Origin of the sequence: Pseudoalteromonas sp. SiA1, assembly GCF_018732205.1 — a bacterium.
GTDB classification, from domain to species: domain Bacteria; phylum Pseudomonadota; class Gammaproteobacteria; order Enterobacterales; family Alteromonadaceae; genus Pseudoalteromonas; species Pseudoalteromonas tetraodonis.
Map to the genome: position 1 here is coordinate 2358577 of NZ_CP076084.1, position 17208 is coordinate 2375784.

Here is a 17208-nt window from a genome sequence, read left to right on the forward strand (position 1 = left end):
TAATTACAATTCCAGTAGATTGTCACGGCGTCGAAAAAATAGAGAAGCAGAATAATATGAGTGCAGTAAGAGGTGAGTTTAGCTCCCGCTTTGGTTTTATAATGGCTGCGGCAGGATCAGCTGTTGGCTTGGGTAATATTTGGGGTTTTCCGACTCAAACAGCAAGTAATGGGGGCGCTGCATTTTTAGTCGCGTATTTAGTACTGGCTTTCTTTTTAGCCTACCCCGCTTTAATGGCAGAACTGATGATAGGTCGCCATGGGCAAGCTAATGCGGTTTCTTCATTAACTAAATTAACCACGCGACCATGGCAAAAGCAATTTGCCTTTGCTGTCGGTTTTGGTGGTATTTTATGTGCTGGATTTATTTTAAGTTTTTATGCCATTGTTGCCGGTTGGATGTTAAGTGCCACTTTAGAACCGGTAACCACATTGGTCGGCGCTGATGCCGTCTCTTTATGGTTAAGTGAGCAATCGCTTACTCGTAATATTCTTTTCACTGTTTTATTTATTATTTTAACTGTTGCTATTATCAGCCGCGGTGTAGAAAACGGCATCGAAAAATGGTCTAAACGCTTAATGCCCGCTCTGCTCGGTATTTTGTTTGCCCTCATTGCCTACGTGATGACTCAAGAAGGCGCTGTTGAGGGGTTAAAAGCTTACTTAGTCCCTGACTTTTCTTCTATTTTTGACCCTACATTGTTAGTGAGTGCCTTAGGCCAAGCTTTCTTTTCATTGTCACTGGGCACCAGTGTGATGATTATATATGGCTCATATATCAGTAAAAAAGAAAACCTTGTTTCCCTTGGCGCGTATGTAACCTTAATTGATGTGTTTATAGCGTTTGTAGCGGGTTTATTGATCATCCCTGCTATGTATGTGGCACAAGCGCAAGGTGTTGAAATATTCTCTGCAACTACAGGTAAACTTCTCTCTGAAGATACTCTCGTATTTCAGGTATTGCCTGCCTTATTTGATGGCATGGGTGGTGTAGGTTTATTTGTTGGCTTTGCTTTTTTTGCATTGATGAGTATTGCCGCACTAACTTCATCTATTTCCATGCTAGAAGCGCCAGTGTCGTACACGGTAGAGCGCTTTGCGATGAAACGTGTTCAAGCAACGTGGTTAATAGGCGCTTTAATTGCCATAGTGAGCATTACCATAGTGTGTAACCTAGGCACTTTATTTGGCTTAGTGATCACCCTAACAACCAAAGTTGCACAACCTTTATTAGGGCTTATGTGCTGTATATTTGTAGGTTGGATCTGGTACAGATCGTCACTACTAAAAGCGATTCAACAAGGTAACCCTGAGGTGCATAATACGTTATTTTGGAAGATATGGCCTTGGTATACTAAGTTTGTATGCCCTATTGCCATTAGCTTAGTATTTTTACATTCCCTACTAAGCTAGTTAAAAGATGCATAAAAAAGGCCCACATCAGTGGGCCTTTTTAGTGGAGCAATATTACTGCTTTAAAATCATATCCTGATGGGGTATGCCATCTTCTATATATTCATCACCAACACATTCAAAACCGAATGAGCGATAAAAATTCAGTAGGTAGGTTTGTGCGCCAATATAAATATCGCGAGTCGGCCATTGCGCCTTACAGCATGCTATTGCTTCATTGACTAACTGTTTGCCTAATCTAGAACTTCGCTGTGATTGAGCAACCAATACACGCCCTATCGCACTGTACTGAGCATCTTTTTCATAACAACGGGCATAGGCATTCACCGATAGCCCATCAAGTAAATAGACATGACGTGTAGAGTCTGCGATATCGTGATCATCAAGTTCGGGGTAAGGACATGCTTGTTCCACAACGAATACGTCGACACGTACACGCATGATTGAAAACAGGGTTTGGGAGTCGAGCGCAGAGAATGGCTCACATTTAAACGCCATTTAAACACCTTTTTTATTACAGGGGCTGCTTAAAGCCCCTATCACTTTGTTAAGCAAATAACCGTTCTAGCTGATCACATAACTGCGATAAATTAACATGGTCATGCTCTATGGTTAAATCAACATAGCCATCACTTCTAAACGCTCTGTCTAATTCAATCAATACATGGGTTTTATGCGCTTCAGGAATAAATGACAACTCAATTTCTTTTATACCAAACAAACTGCGGCTATTAGGCTGATACTCAAGCTCTTGATAACATCCCGATACAGATTGAAAAGTAGGGGCACGTAAATGGCCTTGTTCTACATCGGCTTTAACTAAACTAAAACCAAGCTTTTCCATCGCTTGCATGCATGTTTTAACCGCTTCATTAGGATAAATGTGTAAATGGTCTTTATCTGTTGGATCAAGCGCAAGGTCAATATCAAGGCCTGTTTCTAACCATACATAAGATTGATTATAACCTGCATTAATTTCAGTTATAGGCGTTTCTGAGTGTAAACGGGCTTCAAACGGAATAGTTCTTACTTCACCGGGCTCAATAATACCAATATCGGTAATGCGCCACTGGTCAATAACATGATTAGTGAAATAATCACCGTCTTCACTCGCCACTTTGACACGGGTAACTAACATTAAGTCTAAACCGGTAATTTCTTGGCTCACATCACCTGCAGTAATTACAATTTGCGCGTTAAATAATTGCCCCGGCTGAAGATGCTCGGTCTCTAAAATAGTATCTACTTTGGCGGCACCAATGCCTACCGATGCTAAAATCTTTTTAAACATATTTTCTCCTTAAGCTAAGCAACTCTAATGTTTGCTTACGCTTAAACTCCTTCGTTATGGCATCTTAACCACATTTAAAAGCTCTTGTCAGCGAAAAACTGCTATTTACATGCTGTTTACCATAAAACTAGCCATATATGTGCATTTTTTATACATTGAAGCTACTTTACCTCTGCATAAACTGACAGTAGCAATCATTTGATAAATACTCACTATCACGTAACTAACTGCGTTAAATAAGTAGATTAATTGTCAATAAGCATTGTTTTTCGCTACACTACAGTGCCTAAAAAAGTGGTATTAATAACTATGGAACTAATTTATTTTGCTACCGCCTTCGTCTGCGGTTTTGGTATATACCAGCTAAAATTGCCGCCACTTATCGGCTTTCTTATGGCTGGATTTATTCTTAATTTAGCGGGTTATAAAAGCACGGAATTGCTGGAAACAATTGCATCTTTAGGGGTTACACTGCTACTTTTTAGTATTGGCCTCAAGCTTAAAATTTCAAATTTAATAAAACCTCAAGTCTGGGCTCCGGCCACCTTACATATTATTCTAAGCAGCGCTTTATTTAGTGGCTTTATGCTACTACTGGGTGTTTTTGCACTGCCATTATTCGTCGATTTAAGTTGGCAAAGTGCGCTGTTAGTTGGTTTTGCTCTGAGCTTTTCAAGCACCGTATTTGCGGTAAAAGTCCTTGAAGAGCGCGGTGAAATGGCAAGCCTGCACGGTAAAATAGCCATTGGTATTTTAGTTATGCAGGATATATTTGCGGTTATATTTTTAGCGGTCAGTACCGGTAAGTTGCCGAATATTTGGGCCTTAGGGTTAATTATTGCCTTACCTTTATTTCGCCCTGTTATGTACTGGGTGTTAAACCGCTCTAAACATGGTGAGTTACTGCCGCTATTTGGGTTTTTCTTTGCCTTAGTAGCAGGTTATAACGCCTTTGAATTTGCAGGTCTCAAAGGTGATTTAGGTGCTTTGATTGTAGGTATGATGTTCGCACCACACAAAAAAGCCGGTGAATTGTCTAAGTCATTGCTTAGCCTAAAAGATATATTGCTAGTTGGCTTTTTCCTAAGCATTGGTTTAAGTGCAGAGCTTACTGCCCACTCCTTAGTCGTCGCTTTAGTGCTGGTATTAATTATTCCAATTAAAACCCTGCTTTATTACATACTAACCAACCTATTTAAACTTCGTGCGCGTACCTCTTTGTTAACAGCATTTAGCCTAGCTAACTTTAGCGAATTTGGTTTGATTGTGTGTGCAGTTGCCGCATCTACCGGCATGGTTACCTCTGAGTGGCTTGCTGTTATTGCGATTGCGGTGTCGATCACCTTTGTAATTGCTTCTCCTTTAAATAAACGCTCTAACGAGCTATACGTTAAAATTGAACGCTTTTTATTAAAGTTTGAAAGCAAAACCCGCTTAGCTGAAGAGCTCCCAGTAAACTTAAATGACACAAAAATTGTTATTTTTGGCATGGGTAGAATTGGCACAGGTGCCTATGAAACAATAAACGCAACTCATCCGGATGTTGTTGCAGGTATTGATATTAAGCCTGAGGTAGTTGATAAGCATGTAAAGCGAGGTCGCCGAGTATTAATTGCCGATGCCACCGATCCTGATTTTTGGCAACGTGTTAACCACTCCCACGTTGAAATGGTAATGCTAGCTATGCCTAAGCACATGCAAAATATTTTTGCCTTAGAGCAATTACAAGCATCGGGTTATAAAGGACAAGTAACGGCGATTGCCAACTACCCCGATCAGCAAAAAGAATTAGAAGAAATGGGAATAGACTCTACTTACAACTTTTACTTAGAAGCAGGTAGCGGTTTTGCAGAGCATGTAAAGCAAACCCTGTTTCCTTAATAGGGTTTAGATGCAAATGGATTGCATTTACATTCCTTTACATCTGCGTATTTTATTGGTTTAAAAATAAGGTAAAATGTCTGTGTTGGTTTAGTAAAGCTAATACCTAAGTGTGTATTTAAATAAAAATATACACAACTGGACCCCTTGCTTTTAATTAACCAATAAGATTCTCAAATTAGAGGGCCTACTCCCTCTATCAATAGGCTGTTACTTGCCCGTTACAGCCTATTTTATTTCTTTATTATCCCTTACACTTAACACCTCTACTCATAAAAGATGTCAATAATGGATCCTCAACAACTTAAAGTCGCCATTAATACCATTATGCCGTTTGGTAAATATGCGGGACGCCCCTTACTTTTGCTGCCTGAGCCTTATTTAGTGTGGTTTAAACAGCAAGGCTTTCCTGATAGCAAGCTCGGCTCTCAACTTGCAATGATGTACGAAGTGAAGCTTAATGGTTTAGAGCAAATGTTGATGCCATTATTAGAAAAAAATAGTAAATAAAATAGAACTTTTCTATAAGTGGCCTGTCTATCTATTTGCTACTTGTTGATTTTTTGGTTTTAAACCGCAAAAAAGCGCCTTTACGGCGCTTTTTTATTGTGTGGGATTTAGTTGTCGAGGGTGATAATAAACTTAACCCCACCCAATGATGAGTCTTCAATTGCGCACTGACCTTTATGCCATGACACAATTTTACTTACTATCGCCAGCCCTAGCCCAAACCCTCCGGTTTTTTTATCACGACTTTTATCTAAGCGCGTAAACGGCTTAAATACTTTTTCGCGCTCAGAGAAGGCAATACCAGGGCCATCATCTTCAACCACTAGCAGTAACTTTTCATCGGCAGTACTTAAACTAATATGTACACTTTTCGAGGCATGTTTAAGTGCATTACTGATTAAGTTTTGCAGCACCCGCGACATAAAATGACTATCGCATAAGTAAATAAATTGAGTGGGGAGCGTTGTTGTTAGTTTAATACGGGTATCAAAGTTTACTTTTTCAATATTAGTTTTAATTAATGCAACGATATCGCAAGGGGCTAATTGTAGACTGGGTTGCTGTGTATCTAAACGGGCGTATTCCAACATTTCAGATACCAAGGACTCCAGTTCATGAATATCCATTTGCATGTCAGATAAATACTGCTGTGCTTTGGTATCGTGAGTTTTATCCTCGAGTATTGCAATAGCAAACTTCAACCGCGCTAATGGCGTTCTAAATTCATGAGATACAGAAGAGGTGAGCTCTTGCTGAGCACTCAGTAAAAACTCAATACGTTGCTGCATTACTTGCAATGTATCGGTGATGGGTAAGAAGAATGACTTTGAGCCATCGCTTAATTGAAAATCTTGCGAGCCACCCACTGCCTCGCATGCATGACTCAGCTTTGCAAAGTCTCGCCACAACAAAAAGCTCCACAAACCTATTGGTAAACTTATAATAAACAACACCAGTAAATACGGTAACACAGTCCCTGAGCTGCTGTGTTTAACACCTACAGGGCCTACTTGTAGCAATTGTGAATTATTTAGCGTTACATACCAAACGATACGCTGCTGTTTATCATATAAATAAAGGTAATGGTTTTGAAATAGTTGTGCTTGCTGTTCTGGTGGGAGCACCAGATCTTGCTGGGCAATGACTTGGCTATCAAAATTATGTTTAAGCTGCTCAAGCCCATCTGGGGTTTGTGAAAGCAGCCATAAAGACTGCCCGAATTCGTCATCTAACAATACACTTTGCTGAGATTCATCATAGGGCCAAAACTGCTCTATAACGCCACTAACAATAAACAAAGAGGCAATAATATACACGTAAAGGCTTATAAATAGCTTTCCCATTAACCTAGCCTAACACCTTGCATTTATTACATATCCCACGCATCTGATACAAATAGATAGCCTTGCCCCCATACCGTTTTAATTCGATAGGGTTTATCACTGTTATCACCGAGCTTTTTACGAATGCGTGATACACGAACATCCACCGTGCGGTCTAACCCGTCGTACTCACGCCCTATCATATGTTGATGGACATGCTCTCGACTGAGCACTTCACCAGCATTTGAAGCCAATAACCACAGCAATTCAAATTCATGAGAAGTCAGGACAATTTCAACACCGCTTAGCTTTACAATGCGGCTGGTTTTATCTATTGATAAATCACCAAATTGAAGTTCTTCAATCGCTTTAACACTTGGCTGTCCACGGCGAAGCAATGCACTAATTCGAGCAAGAAGTACACGCGGCTCTGCTGGTTTTATAACGTAGTCGTCAGCCCCGAGTTCTAAGCCTATGACTTGATCGAAGTCTTCACCCTTTGCTGTCAGCATTAAGATAGGGAGAGTGTATTTGTCACGTACTTGTCGACATACGCTAAAGCCATCTTTTCCTGGCAACATTACATCTAAAATGATCAAGTCGACGTGGTTTTCACTAAGATAAGGGAACACTTCGTCACCGCGTTCTAAAACGTCAACTTCTAAGCCATTATGCTCAAGATAGTCTTTGGTTAATTGTTGCAACCCTAAATCATCTTCAACAAGTAATATCTTTGGCATTTACTGCTCCTAAATTAAAAAAAGCTCCAAGGTGAGCGTAGCCGATGTTTTTTCTTAGCGTATGCGGTTTGCACTTCTATTTGCACACTCGCTAACGATACACCTGTATGGGGATTAATCAGGGAGTATATGGTCTCCACCTGAACACGCGCTTTATAACTAAGTTGGCCTTTTTTGACACCTTGCCAGCATTGTAATTGTGTATCTTGTTGGTATAAACATACATCGCTAGCGGCTGACAGTTGCCACTTAAATTTTAACTCAAGATCACAAAATTCTTGTTGTTCGGAAACCACACAGACTTTGGGTGATACGTTAAGTGAAGAGGCTTTTGCAACGCTAGCGTTGCTAAAAAATGAAGCTGCAAGCACAACCAACATAAAACACTTCATATTAAAATGTATGTTCGAATCCTATAAAGGCGGTCATTGAATAGTCATGTTCAAAAAGCGGGCTGCTATCCATTGCTGAATAATCATAATAGGCTAAATGAAAACGAAGCGCGTTGACTCCATCTACAGGCCAACGGGCGTCGATTTTAGCATAAGGTTGCCAACTACTACCAACTTCTATTTCACCGTAAATAGATTCAGCGCTATTTAAACCATAAAAATAGTTATTTAGTTGGGCTGATTTGTAATTAACGCCTAACGTCGACTTTAACGTTAATTGCTTAAACTCATGGTGATATTGCCATTGCAACGATCCCCTATAGCCATTATAAACGCTGTTTACATCATGCAATAATTGCGCAGAAAATACTTGCTGCTGCTTTACAAAAAAATAGCTGATACCGGCATCAAGTGCGACTCGTCTTTTTTGTATATTATTTATATTTACTTGACGAGGTGAGTCAGTGTGTAGCGATTCTAATATCTCGTTCTCAGCGGTTGTTTTAAAGGCGAAAATATTTTGTGGATGCCAATCAATAAAAAAGCGTGACTCAGGGTTAATTTCTGACACAAAACTAACGTTATGTTGTTTGCTTTGTAAAAAAGAATAACCAAGGCGGCCATTATCAAAAAACCAATTTTGACCATAATAGGCCACTTGCGGAATAACAACTAAGGGGATGTTATCTGCACCATACAGAGGATTTGTGATCACCCCAACACCAACACTCACACTAAGGTTAAGCTCATCAGTGGATATATGTTGCTGCTTCTGAGCAATCGCATTAGTGCTTAATAGCACTAATAACAGGCATGTGTTTATTCTCAGATGGAACCGCATGAAGTTAATCGCTAGCTTATAAAGTGGCTTTGACCCTATAGTAGCAAGTAGTATGAACACAAGCTCTAGAGGGTTACAATCATTAACAAATTTGATACAAACAGAACACGTTTACATATCGGCCGCTATTTCGACCCGATTACGACCATGGGTTTTAGCTAAATAAAGTGCTCTGTCTGCCTTTTCAACTAATAAACAGCTTTTACTAAAGGGTTCCATTAAAGCAATGCCGAAACTGGCTGAAATATTACGTTTATTATTACTGTCTTCTTTTTTACGAATCGTCAATTTGGCAATGCTCAAACGAAGCTGATTACAAAATGCCATCGCATCATTAATGCTTTCAAAGTAGCCCGTAATACAAAATTCTTCACCACCAAAACGATAAGCTCTGTATTGCTCTTGTACACTATTTTGCACTTTTTGAGCTACTAGCTTGAGTACCTCATCGCCTTTTTGATGGCCAAAATCGTCATTAAAACGTTTAAAATGATCAATATCGAACATAATCAACACCGCTAATTTACCGTGTTCATTTTGTGAAGAGGCGTTCAAACAAAACTCAACAATGTCTGTGTCAAACTTACCGCGATTAAATAATCCGGTTAAGGAATCTTTATCAACCGCTTCTTGGGTCACGCTAAGCGCTTCTTTTAAATCTTTAATTTCGTTGTACGCTTGCGCTAATTTGGTTTGGAATCCACGGGCGTAATCTTGCATCGCAATTGATTCGTCAGTTAGGCGCTCAACGCAAGAAAGGATCTCATTAAATGAGTTAATACTAGAGAGTGTTTTTAATTCATTTTGTGAATCAACTAACGAGGTAGTAAAGCTTTTCGAATATTGAATGGAGTCACTAAGATCAAACTGCATTTGCTCTACGGTGCCATGAAACCTTTCAGACATTTGTTGAAAAAATGCAAGCTCTTCGTCATTAATATGCTTATTAAAAATTTCTTGGGCGGTTTGAGCTGAACACGTATTGTGCAAAGAGATGACTTTATCAAGCTCTGTGTTTAGTTGTGGGTTGTCGCCCTGTACATAACAGTACCAAATAGTATAATTTATTGGCGTTACAGGCATTTTGTATTTAACCATCAACGGAATGGCTTTTTTTAAACACTGGGCAGAATGAGCAAGTGAAACCGTATTATCCATAATTAAAACTCTTAGACATCACAACAAAGATGTTAATAAACACATAAATATTAGCGGTTTATATTAACAGTTTTTTATCATCCAACAAGCCTATATTATGTTTTCTCCCATATTTTGTGCAATATTCCAAAGCGCACTAATAGCAGGGTCGTTTAGTTCTTTATGTAATACAGCCAAACCAATTTTAAACCCTTGTGGTGGCTCGCCTTTATACTCTAAAACCTGAACCTTATCGTTAAGCGGACTATTATCGAGTACAATTTTTGGGATCATGGCCACGCCTAACCCTAAACTCACCATAGATACCATAGCTTCATGCCCTGCCACTTGCGCGTAAATTTTTCCTTGTACATTATTTTTTCGCCACCACTGCTCCAACCTTTGTCTTGAAAATCCTTGTTCAGCAACAATAAATTCAAGCTCAGACCAATCAATAGTTTCGCTACTAGTGGCTAATTTTTCTGTGATCGGACATTGAATAGTGGGTGCAATTAATACCAATGGCGAGTAGCCAATATCTACAAATGCAATTTGTGCAGGTAATTTACTGGGTCTGGCTGCAATGGCCATAGATTCATGTCCATCTAACACTCGGTTAATAGCCAAGGCGGGATCGCCCGTATTTAAGGTAATTTCAATATGCTGATGCTGAGCTCTAAGTTGCTCTAAAATATGATGCAAAAAACTGTAAGACGCGGTAACGGAGCAATAAAGGCTCACATTGCCATAAATATGTTGTTGCGGTTCGTTTAAATTAGCTTTAAACCGCTGCCAATGACTAAGTGTTGCACTGGCATACTCCTTAAATGCAACGCCTTCGCGGGTAAGCTTTACACTGCGATTATCACGCTGGAATAACATCACCCCTACTTCATCTTCTAACTGCTTAATATTACGACTTAAAGTGGGCGCACTTATGTGGCATAACTCACTGGCACGAGAGAAATGAAGCGTTTTTGCCAACGCCAAAAAGTAATTTAAATGCTTATGATCCATAATAACACCGGTATTTCATATTATGAAATACTTTAATTCAAATATATCATTTTACGCAAGAAAAGATTTTCCATATTGTTATTCCAAGCAAAGCAAAAGCAATGCATCTAACAAACTGAATTAATAGGAAACTTATCATGGCAAATTATTTTAATAGCTTACCTTTACGCGAACAATTAGCGCAATTGGCACAATGTGAATTTATGGGCGCAGACGAATTTAACGACGGTGTTGCTGCACTTAAAGGTAAAAAATTGGTAATTGTAGGCTGTGGCGCACAGGGCTTAAATCAAGGCTTAAACTTACGTGATTCTGGTTTAGATGTAGCCTATACACTACGTGATTCAGCCATTTCTGAGCGTCGTCAGTCATTCTTAAATGCATCTGACAATGGTTTTAAAGTGGGTACATATGAAGAGTTAATCCCAACAGCCGATGTAGTACTTAACTTAACACCTGATAAACAACATACTGCAGTTGTTAATGCCATCATGCCATTAATGAAACACGGCTCAACCCTTGCCTATTCACATGGCTTTAATATTGTTGAAGAAGGCATGCAAGTTCGTGAAGACATTACCGTTATTATGGTTGCACCAAAATGCCCGGGGTCAGAAGTACGTGAAGAGTATAAACGCGGCTTTGGTGTACCTACATTAATTGCGGTTCACCCAGAGAATGATCCTCAGGGCCATGGCTTGGCACAAGCAAAAGCCTATGCAGCAGGTACGGGTGGTCATCGCGCGGGGGTGCTTAAATCATCATTTATCGCTGAAGTGAAATCTGATCTGATGGGCGAGCAAACCATTTTATGTGGCATGCTACAAACTGGCTCTATTTTATGTTTTGACAAAATGATTGAAAAAGGAATTGATGCCGGTTACGCCTCAAAGCTTATTCAATATGGCTGGGAAGTGATCACAGAAGCACTTAAATATGGCGGTGTGACAAACATGCTTGACCGCTTATCAAACCCTGCAAAGGTTAAAGCGTTTGAGCTAAGTGAAGAGCTTAAAGTGATTATGCGTCCTCTTTATAACAAACACCAAGATGACATTATCGATGGCACATTTTCACGTGTAATGATGGAAGACTGGGCAAATGATGACGCTAACTTACTAAAATGGCGTGCTGAAACTGCAGAAACTCATTTTGAAAAAACCCCTGCAGGTGATGTAGAAATTGCTGAGCAAGAATTTTTTGACCACGGTATTTTAATGGTGGCAATGGTAAAAGCGGGTGTAGAACTGGCATTTGAAACCATGACAGCGGCCGGTATTATTGCAGAATCTGCCTATTATGAGTCACTGCATGAAACGCCGCTGATAGCCAATACTATTGCACGCAAAAAGTTATTTGAAATGAACCGCACTATTTCAGATACCGCTGAGTACGGCTGCTATTTATATAACCATGCCTGTTTGCCGCTTCTACAAGAATTTATGCAAGGTATTGATACTGATGTTATTGGTAAAGGCTTAAATGAGCAAAGTAATCAAGTTGATAATCAAACTTTAATTCAAATAAATACGGCTCTACGTGAGCACCCTGTTGAGAAAGTAGGCGCAAAATTACGCGGCTACATGTCTGCAATGAAAAAAATAGTTTAACCCAAGGGTCCTAGAACTTTCACTTGTTAGAAACCAAGCCCACTTGCATTTTGCTGTGGGCTTTTTTAAGTGCAAATTAATCATCAATAGCTGAAAATAAATAATGTGCTAAAATAATTCCCCTCATTGCCTCAGTTGTAAATATAAGCACTATCATGACGATACAAAATCTCTCTATTACTCAAAAAATAACAGCCCTTGGAAGCATTATTGCTATTTGTGTTGCTGTATTAATTGGTTTGACGTCTTTGCATAACTCAAAGAATATTATTGAGCAACGCATGATCGAATCTGAACTGCCAAGTAAATTGCAAACAATCAGTAATCATATTGGTGGCGAGATCAATGAACTTCTTGGTGCAGCACAGCAGCTTTCGGCAAATACCTTTATTTTAGATTGGGCAAATGCTGGCAACAACAACGACACGCTATTACTTAAAGAGCTCAATCGTTTGGTTGACCAATACGATCTTGCCACGGCTTCGTGGGCGAATAAAAACACGGCACAATATTGGAATCAAGATGGCTTTTTACGTGTTTTAAAAAATGATGCCGCAGATGGCTGGTTTTTTGCTTTTACACAATCAAAGCAACCTTACTCAATTAGTATTTATCAAGAGTCTGAAAACGATGTAAAAATGTTTGTTAACCACCAACAACCTAATGGTTTAGGCTTGGCAGGCTTAGCAAAAAGCATTACAGATATGCAAAAGCTGCTACAACAATTTAAAATTGAGCAATCAGGGTTTGTGTTTATTGCCGATAAAAACGGATTAATTCAGTTACATAAAGATGCAGACAAAGTCGCTAAGGTTAATATAGATAGTATTTACAGCGCTAATATTCATAACAAATTACTTAATAAAAACGGCTTCGCTTTAGAGGAAGTAAATATCAACGGGCAAGCCACACTCATTGCAGCCACACCGATTAAAAACACTGACTTATTTGTCTTAGCTCAAGTCCCAAAAAGCGAAGTATTTTCTAGTGTAAATACCCTAGAGTGGCAAATATTCACTTTCACTATCATCACTGCGCTAATCGCAAGCGTGATCAGTTACTTATTAGCTCGGTCTTTAGCTTCACCGTTATCAACAATGGCTGAGTTATTTTCGCGTTTAGGGCGTGGCGATGCAAATTTAGCCTATCGCTTACCAATATCTCCCCAACCTGAGCTAAATAATTTAACCACCGGCTTTAATCAATTTATTGAAAAAATAGAAACCGCTATTGTGCAAGTAGCTAATGAGAGCCACGGTATTCGCCACAGCTCAGATCATGTATTTTCGCAAGCCAAGCAAAACTCTTTAGCGCTTGATAAGCAAAAAGAGCAAACTATTTCAGTTGCAGCAGCCATTAATGAAATGGGCGCTACAGTGCAAGAAATAGCGCAAAGTGCTGCCAATGCAGCTAAGTTAACCAACGATAGCCGCGATAACACCAAGCAAAGCCATCAACAAGTGTTACAAAGCCAAACGACAATCTCAGCCCTTGCCAGCGACATTGACGGCATAACCGAGCAAGTTGCTTTGCTTTCTAAAAAGACTATTGATATCGCTAGTATTGTGGATTCAATTAGAGGTATATCTGAACAAACTAACTTACTGGCTCTTAATGCAGCCATTGAGTCTGCTCGTGCTGGTGAACATGGACGAGGCTTTGCTGTAGTTGCTGATGAAGTAAGAGCGCTGGCGAATCGTACCTCACAATCGACCACTGAAATTCAATCAATGATTGAAGAACTCACTCATATTTCAGATGACGTTGTCAGCGATATCGGTCAATCAAAAGATAAAGCACAACAAAGCGTAAGCGCAATGCAAAACTCGGTTGAGTTACTTAATACCATTACTGAAACAGCCAATGAAATTAACGATATGGCGACCTTAATTGCCACCGCCACCGAACAGCAAAGTAGCGTTGTGAATGATGTAGGTCGTAGTATTGAGCAAATAAGTGAGATCAGTGATAAGTCAATGAGTGAACAAATCAATACAGAACAAGCAATTCGTGATTTAGCCACCAGCGCACAAACACTTGATGCACTCGTTGCAACGTTTAATCAGCAACGTTAAATAGAGTGTTACATTAAAAAATAACCTCTGTACAAAATAACCACTATACTTAAGTGTGTTTTTTGTACAGAGGTGTGTATGAATGCTCTCCAAGGTAAACATTATTTACTGATTGTGTGTCTGCTGGCTCTGTGTGCTTGTAGCACCACAGATAACGCCAATATAAGCGTGCCAATCCCCACTATTACTCCTCCCATGCAATTACAACAGCAGCTGGTAGAGTCTGAGCAACAAATATTTCAACTCGACGATAGCCTCAAACAGCAATTAAATGCTTACGTGCAATCGAGTAAATCAGTTGATGAAATAGCGTATAGCCTACTTAGTTTTTTACTCACAAATGGCGATAGCGCTTTATCTTATCAATCCACCACGACACAAACCGCATCTCAGAGCTATCAAAACTTAAACGCCAATTGCTTGTCACTATCAATTTTAGCATATAGTTTAGCTGAGCATTTAGGGCTTAAAGCTCGCTTTCAAAAAGTACACATTCCGGAGTATTGGTCACTAAATCAGGGATTTAATTTACTCACGGGGCACATCAACCTTGCCATAGACAATAAAACGAAACTCAAAGACAGCTCACTTGTTTATCAGCGTAATAAGCGTTTAATCATTGATTTTGATCCCAATAGCAGACAAGCCCGTTTTGCAACCTCATTGCTTTCAAAAAAAAGAGTGACCGCCATGTTTTATAATAATAAAGGGGGTGAGGCACTGGTAAATAAACACTATGATTTAGCGTTTAGCTATTTCAAAGCAGCAATCAATACGGACGCTTCATTTAGTGCTAGCTGGGGCAATTTAGGGGTACTCTTTAAACAATTAGATGATTTAAAGCAAGCGGAGCAAATGTATCGCTATGCTATTGCCTTAAATACTGATAATAATACTGCACAAGGTAACTTAGCATTATTATACACACTCACAGATAGAGTGGCCGAAGGCGAAAAGCTATTGGCTGAGCTTGACAAAAAACGCCAAGAAAATCCTTACTATCATATCTCGCTTGGTAACAGTGAGTATGTAAATGGTAATTTTAAAGGCGCAATTAGCCACTATAAAAAAGCTAACGCTATGTCACCAACCTTACATGAAAGCCACTTTGGACTGGCGCGAAGTTACTTTGAGTTAAATAATATAGCTAGGGCGGAATTTCATTTGCGTAAAGCCAGAAAAAAAGCAGACTTTACACATGACAAACAACGCTATGATAATAAACTCATCGCATTAAAATCACTTATCGTTAAGGCGAATCATTATTAAATTATTTAGTTTAACCTGCATTGTATTTTTTATAAGTTGGAGTGGACTCTCAAAGCCGATTGAGCCGCAGTTATTCACTGATTTAACAACGCTAACCAGCTCTAAATTAGCAGGCAGAAAAACGAATAGTCACTCGGCTTTACTCACCAGAGAATATTTAAAAGCACGCTTTAAAGAGCATCAACTGACGGTTATTGAACAACCTTTTACTTATCCATCAGGGCTGTTTTCTAAGGCGCAAGGCGTAAATATTGTTGCGACCAAAACAGAAAAAAATTTGCCTGTTATTGTTATTACAGCGCATTACGACCATTTAGGCCTAAAAGCCGGAAAATTACACCCTGGCGCTAACGATAATGCCTCGGGTGTTGCCGCATTACTATACTTATCGAACGCTTTAAAGGTGCAATCATCCTATGGTTTTGTGTTTGTTGCAACAGACGCTGAAGAAAACGGTTTACACGGCAGTGAGCACTTTGCCAAAACAATGCGCCAGTTCCCTGTTGCTTTAAATATTAACTTAGATATGTTGGCAATTAAAAAATCGCATAAGCGGTTATACGCGCTAACAAGTCGTTCGTTAAAAAACCAACTCACTCCACTATTTAGCCAAATAAAAAATACGAGTGTCGAATTAAAGCCCGTTTATTCATCACGAAAAATGAGTCGACTCACCAACACGAAACAAATAGACTGGCACAGAGCCAGCGACCATTATTCATTCGCTAAACAGAAAATTCCGTATGTGTACTTTTCGATGGGCGCCGATAATTATCATCACACAGCAAAAGATACGCTCGAAAATATTAATACTGCTCTTTATCAAGAAGCAGTATTGCTAATTGAGGCATTTATTAATCAGCTTTTGACAAAACCTGAGGTATTCAGTCCCCCTTTAAAAGCAGCAACGTAAGCCTCTTTTTTTGCCCGTGGAAGTTTTTTAATCGCATATTCTAATTTACTTGCGTCGCTTTTAGTCCCAACTTGTTGCTGATGAATGAGCACCAGCGGTCCTTTCCCTTTGAGGTTTTTTGCCCCTTTACCCGCTTGGTGCGTTGCTAAACGACGCGCTACATCAACTGTAATGCCGGTATACCAATGACCAAACCGTGTTTGCACAATATACAGTGACCAAACAGCCGGTTTACTTTTACTATTGCACAACTCATCGTTTAAACTTTTTTGATTATTAATGGTCAAAACCTCGCCTTAACGCGCTAAACAAAAACAATTACTCAAAAGGGTTTTACCTTGAGTGACTAATAGGTATCATGCAGATTATAAAAAATAAGGATCACAACTAACAATGCAGTCGTTAAAAACTTTTTCTCTTTGGCTTATCGTCGCTTTAACGCTTAGTTCAGCCGCAGGTTGTTCTAGCTGGGTGTACAGAATCAACATCCCTCAAGGTAACTTTTTAGAACAATCAGACGTTGATAAGCTTCGCGTTAATATGACTCGCGAGCAAGTAATTTATGTACTAGGCAGACCGATTGCCGAAGACGCCTTCGATAAAAATACTTGGCGTTACGTTTACAGCTTTAATAAAGGGCGCGCTAATGAACAATATAAATCATTAGTATTAAACTTTGAAAATGAAAAGTTGGTAACGGTCTCTGGTGACTATGAGCAACCAGAAAACTTTACAACCCCTTTAGAGCAATAAGCCATTTGGGTTTAATTGAAAAAGGTGAGCATGGCTCACCTTTTT

General features: G+C 39.4%; 17 protein-coding genes. 8 read left to right on the forward strand and 9 right to left on the reverse strand.

Going from position 1 to position 17208, the window contains the following annotated elements; all coding sequences use genetic code 11:
• Positions 1–56: 56 nt before the first annotated feature.
• Complete coding sequence (locus KK487_RS10905) at positions 57–1412, forward strand: sodium-dependent transporter (RefSeq protein WP_128583057.1); 1356 nt, start codon at positions 57–59, stop codon at positions 1410–1412.
• Positions 1413–1466: 54 nt separating this feature from the next.
• On the opposite strand, the gene KK487_RS10910 is transcribed toward KK487_RS10905, so the two are convergent.
• Together KK487_RS10910 and KK487_RS10915 are read right to left on the reverse strand one after the other, a co-directional pair.
• The gene (locus tag KK487_RS10910) at positions 1467–1910 is read right to left on the reverse strand and encodes a GNAT family N-acetyltransferase (RefSeq protein WP_128583056.1); all 444 of its coding nucleotides are present in this window, start codon (positions 1908–1910) and stop codon (positions 1467–1469) included.
• Positions 1911–1959: 49 nt separating this feature from the next.
• Complete coding sequence (locus KK487_RS10915; protein ID WP_013465509.1) at positions 1960–2703, reverse strand: sporulation protein; 744 nt, start codon at positions 2701–2703, stop codon at positions 1960–1962.
• A 309-nt stretch (positions 2704–3012) separates the two neighbouring features.
• On the opposite strand from KK487_RS10915, the gene KK487_RS10920 reads away from it, so the two are divergent.
• Together KK487_RS10920 and KK487_RS10925 are read left to right on the forward strand one after the other, a co-directional pair.
• Positions 3013–4584 carry a cation:proton antiporter domain-containing protein gene (locus tag KK487_RS10920; protein ID WP_024602056.1) on the forward strand — a complete coding sequence of 524 codons (1572 nt, stop codon included), beginning with the start codon at positions 3013–3015 and terminating at the stop codon, positions 4582–4584.
• Positions 4585–4872: 288 nt separating this feature from the next.
• On the forward strand, positions 4873–5094 hold the full coding sequence (locus tag KK487_RS10925) for a DUF3820 family protein (protein WP_010387988.1): 222 nt from the start codon (positions 4873–4875) through the stop codon (positions 5092–5094).
• A gap of 107 nt (positions 5095–5201) precedes the next feature.
• Here the strand turns inward: KK487_RS10925 and KK487_RS10930 are convergent, their stop codons facing one another.
• The 6 genes from KK487_RS10930 to ilvY all read right to left on the reverse strand — a co-directional run bounded on the left by KK487_RS10930 (position 5202) and on the right by ilvY (position 10543).
• On the reverse strand, positions 5202–6437 hold the full coding sequence (locus tag KK487_RS10930) for an ATP-binding protein (protein ID WP_128583055.1): 1236 nt from the start codon (positions 6435–6437) through the stop codon (positions 5202–5204).
• 26 nt (positions 6438–6463) lie between these two features.
• Positions 6464–7156, reverse strand: coding sequence for a response regulator (locus KK487_RS10935; RefSeq protein WP_013465514.1), 693 nt, complete (start codon positions 7154–7156; stop codon positions 6464–6466).
• Positions 7157–7170: 14 nt separating this feature from the next.
• Positions 7171–7536 (reverse strand): DUF3019 domain-containing protein, encoded by a 366-nt coding sequence (locus KK487_RS10940; RefSeq protein ID WP_028834008.1) that lies wholly within the window; start codon positions 7534–7536, stop codon positions 7171–7173.
• 13 nt (positions 7537–7549) lie between these two features.
• Entirely contained in the window at positions 7550–8350 is an 801-nt protein-coding gene (locus KK487_RS10945) for a MipA/OmpV family protein (protein ID WP_128583054.1), read from the reverse strand.
• 150 nt (positions 8351–8500) lie between these two features.
• Positions 8501–9547 carry a GGDEF domain-containing protein gene (locus tag KK487_RS10950; RefSeq protein ID WP_128583053.1) on the reverse strand — a complete coding sequence of 349 codons (1047 nt, stop codon included), beginning with the start codon at positions 9545–9547 and terminating at the stop codon, positions 8501–8503.
• A gap of 90 nt (positions 9548–9637) precedes the next feature.
• Positions 9638–10543 carry an HTH-type transcriptional activator IlvY gene (gene ilvY / locus KK487_RS10955; protein ID WP_024602050.1) on the reverse strand — a complete coding sequence of 302 codons (906 nt, stop codon included), beginning with the start codon at positions 10541–10543 and terminating at the stop codon, positions 9638–9640.
• Between the two features lie 137 nt (positions 10544–10680).
• Between ilvY and ilvC the strand changes: the two genes are divergently transcribed.
• The 4 genes from ilvC (at position 10681) to KK487_RS10975 (ending at position 16410) form a co-directional block, all read left to right on the forward strand.
• On the forward strand, positions 10681–12153 hold the full coding sequence (gene ilvC, locus KK487_RS10960; protein WP_064662601.1) for a ketol-acid reductoisomerase: 1473 nt from the start codon (positions 10681–10683) through the stop codon (positions 12151–12153).
• A 155-nt stretch (positions 12154–12308) separates the two neighbouring features.
• Positions 12309–14228 carry a methyl-accepting chemotaxis protein gene (locus KK487_RS10965; RefSeq protein WP_128583052.1) on the forward strand — a complete coding sequence of 640 codons (1920 nt, stop codon included), beginning with the start codon at positions 12309–12311 and terminating at the stop codon, positions 14226–14228.
• Positions 14229–14306: 78 nt separating this feature from the next.
• Positions 14307–15497 (forward strand): tetratricopeptide repeat protein, encoded by a 1191-nt coding sequence (locus KK487_RS10970; protein ID WP_028834004.1) that lies wholly within the window; start codon positions 14307–14309, stop codon positions 15495–15497.
• Positions 15498–15747: 250 nt separating this feature from the next.
• The gene (locus KK487_RS10975; protein WP_215522130.1) at positions 15748–16410 is read left to right on the forward strand and encodes a M28 family metallopeptidase; all 663 of its coding nucleotides are present in this window, start codon (positions 15748–15750) and stop codon (positions 16408–16410) included.
• Here the strand turns inward: KK487_RS10975 and KK487_RS10980 are convergent.
• Positions 16356–16697 (reverse strand): GIY-YIG nuclease family protein, encoded by a 342-nt coding sequence (locus KK487_RS10980; protein WP_069438684.1) that lies wholly within the window; start codon positions 16695–16697, stop codon positions 16356–16358. The two genes, KK487_RS10975 and KK487_RS10980, sit on opposite strands and share 55 nt — an antisense overlap.
• Positions 16698–16803: 106 nt before the next feature.
• On the opposite strand from KK487_RS10980, the gene KK487_RS10985 reads away from it, so the two are divergent.
• Entirely contained in the window at positions 16804–17163 is a 360-nt protein-coding gene (locus tag KK487_RS10985; RefSeq protein ID WP_013465523.1) for an outer membrane protein assembly factor BamE, read from the forward strand.
• The last annotated feature ends 45 nt before the right edge of the window (positions 17164–17208 follow it).

Excerpts from the sequence above, each read along its gene's own strand:
- KK487_RS10950 (WP_128583053.1), bottom strand. The coding sequence starts at position 9,547 with ATGGATAATACGGTTTCACTTGCTCATTCTGCCCAGTGTTTAAAAAAA.
- KK487_RS10920 (WP_024602056.1), top strand. The coding sequence starts at position 3,013 with ATGGAACTAATTTATTTTGCTACCGCCTTCGTCTGCGGTTTTGGTATA.
- KK487_RS10925 (WP_010387988.1), top strand. The coding sequence starts at position 4,873 with ATGGATCCTCAACAACTTAAAGTCGCCATTAATACCATTATGCCGTTT.
- ilvC (WP_064662601.1), top strand. The coding sequence starts at position 10,681 with ATGGCAAATTATTTTAATAGCTTACCTTTACGCGAACAATTAGCGCAA.
- KK487_RS10930 (WP_128583055.1), bottom strand. The coding sequence starts at position 6,437 with ATGGGAAAGCTATTTATAAGCCTTTACGTGTATATTATTGCCTCTTTG.
- KK487_RS10940 (WP_028834008.1), bottom strand. The coding sequence starts at position 7,536 with ATGTTGGTTGTGCTTGCAGCTTCATTTTTTAGCAACGCTAGCGTTGCA.
- KK487_RS10970 (WP_028834004.1), top strand. The coding sequence starts at position 14,307 with ATGAATGCTCTCCAAGGTAAACATTATTTACTGATTGTGTGTCTGCTG.
- KK487_RS10965 (WP_128583052.1), top strand. The coding sequence starts at position 12,309 with ATGACGATACAAAATCTCTCTATTACTCAAAAAATAACAGCCCTTGGA.
- KK487_RS10910 (WP_128583056.1), bottom strand. The coding sequence starts at position 1,910 with ATGGCGTTTAAATGTGAGCCATTCTCTGCGCTCGACTCCCAAACCCTG.
- ilvY (WP_024602050.1), bottom strand. The coding sequence starts at position 10,543 with ATGGATCATAAGCATTTAAATTACTTTTTGGCGTTGGCAAAAACGCTT.
- KK487_RS10935 (WP_013465514.1), bottom strand. The coding sequence starts at position 7,156 with ATGCCAAAGATATTACTTGTTGAAGATGATTTAGGGTTGCAACAATTA.
- KK487_RS10985 (WP_013465523.1), top strand. The coding sequence starts at position 16,804 with ATGCAGTCGTTAAAAACTTTTTCTCTTTGGCTTATCGTCGCTTTAACG.
- KK487_RS10905 (WP_128583057.1), top strand. The coding sequence starts at position 57 with ATGAGTGCAGTAAGAGGTGAGTTTAGCTCCCGCTTTGGTTTTATAATG.
- KK487_RS10915 (WP_013465509.1), bottom strand. The coding sequence starts at position 2,703 with ATGTTTAAAAAGATTTTAGCATCGGTAGGCATTGGTGCCGCCAAAGTA.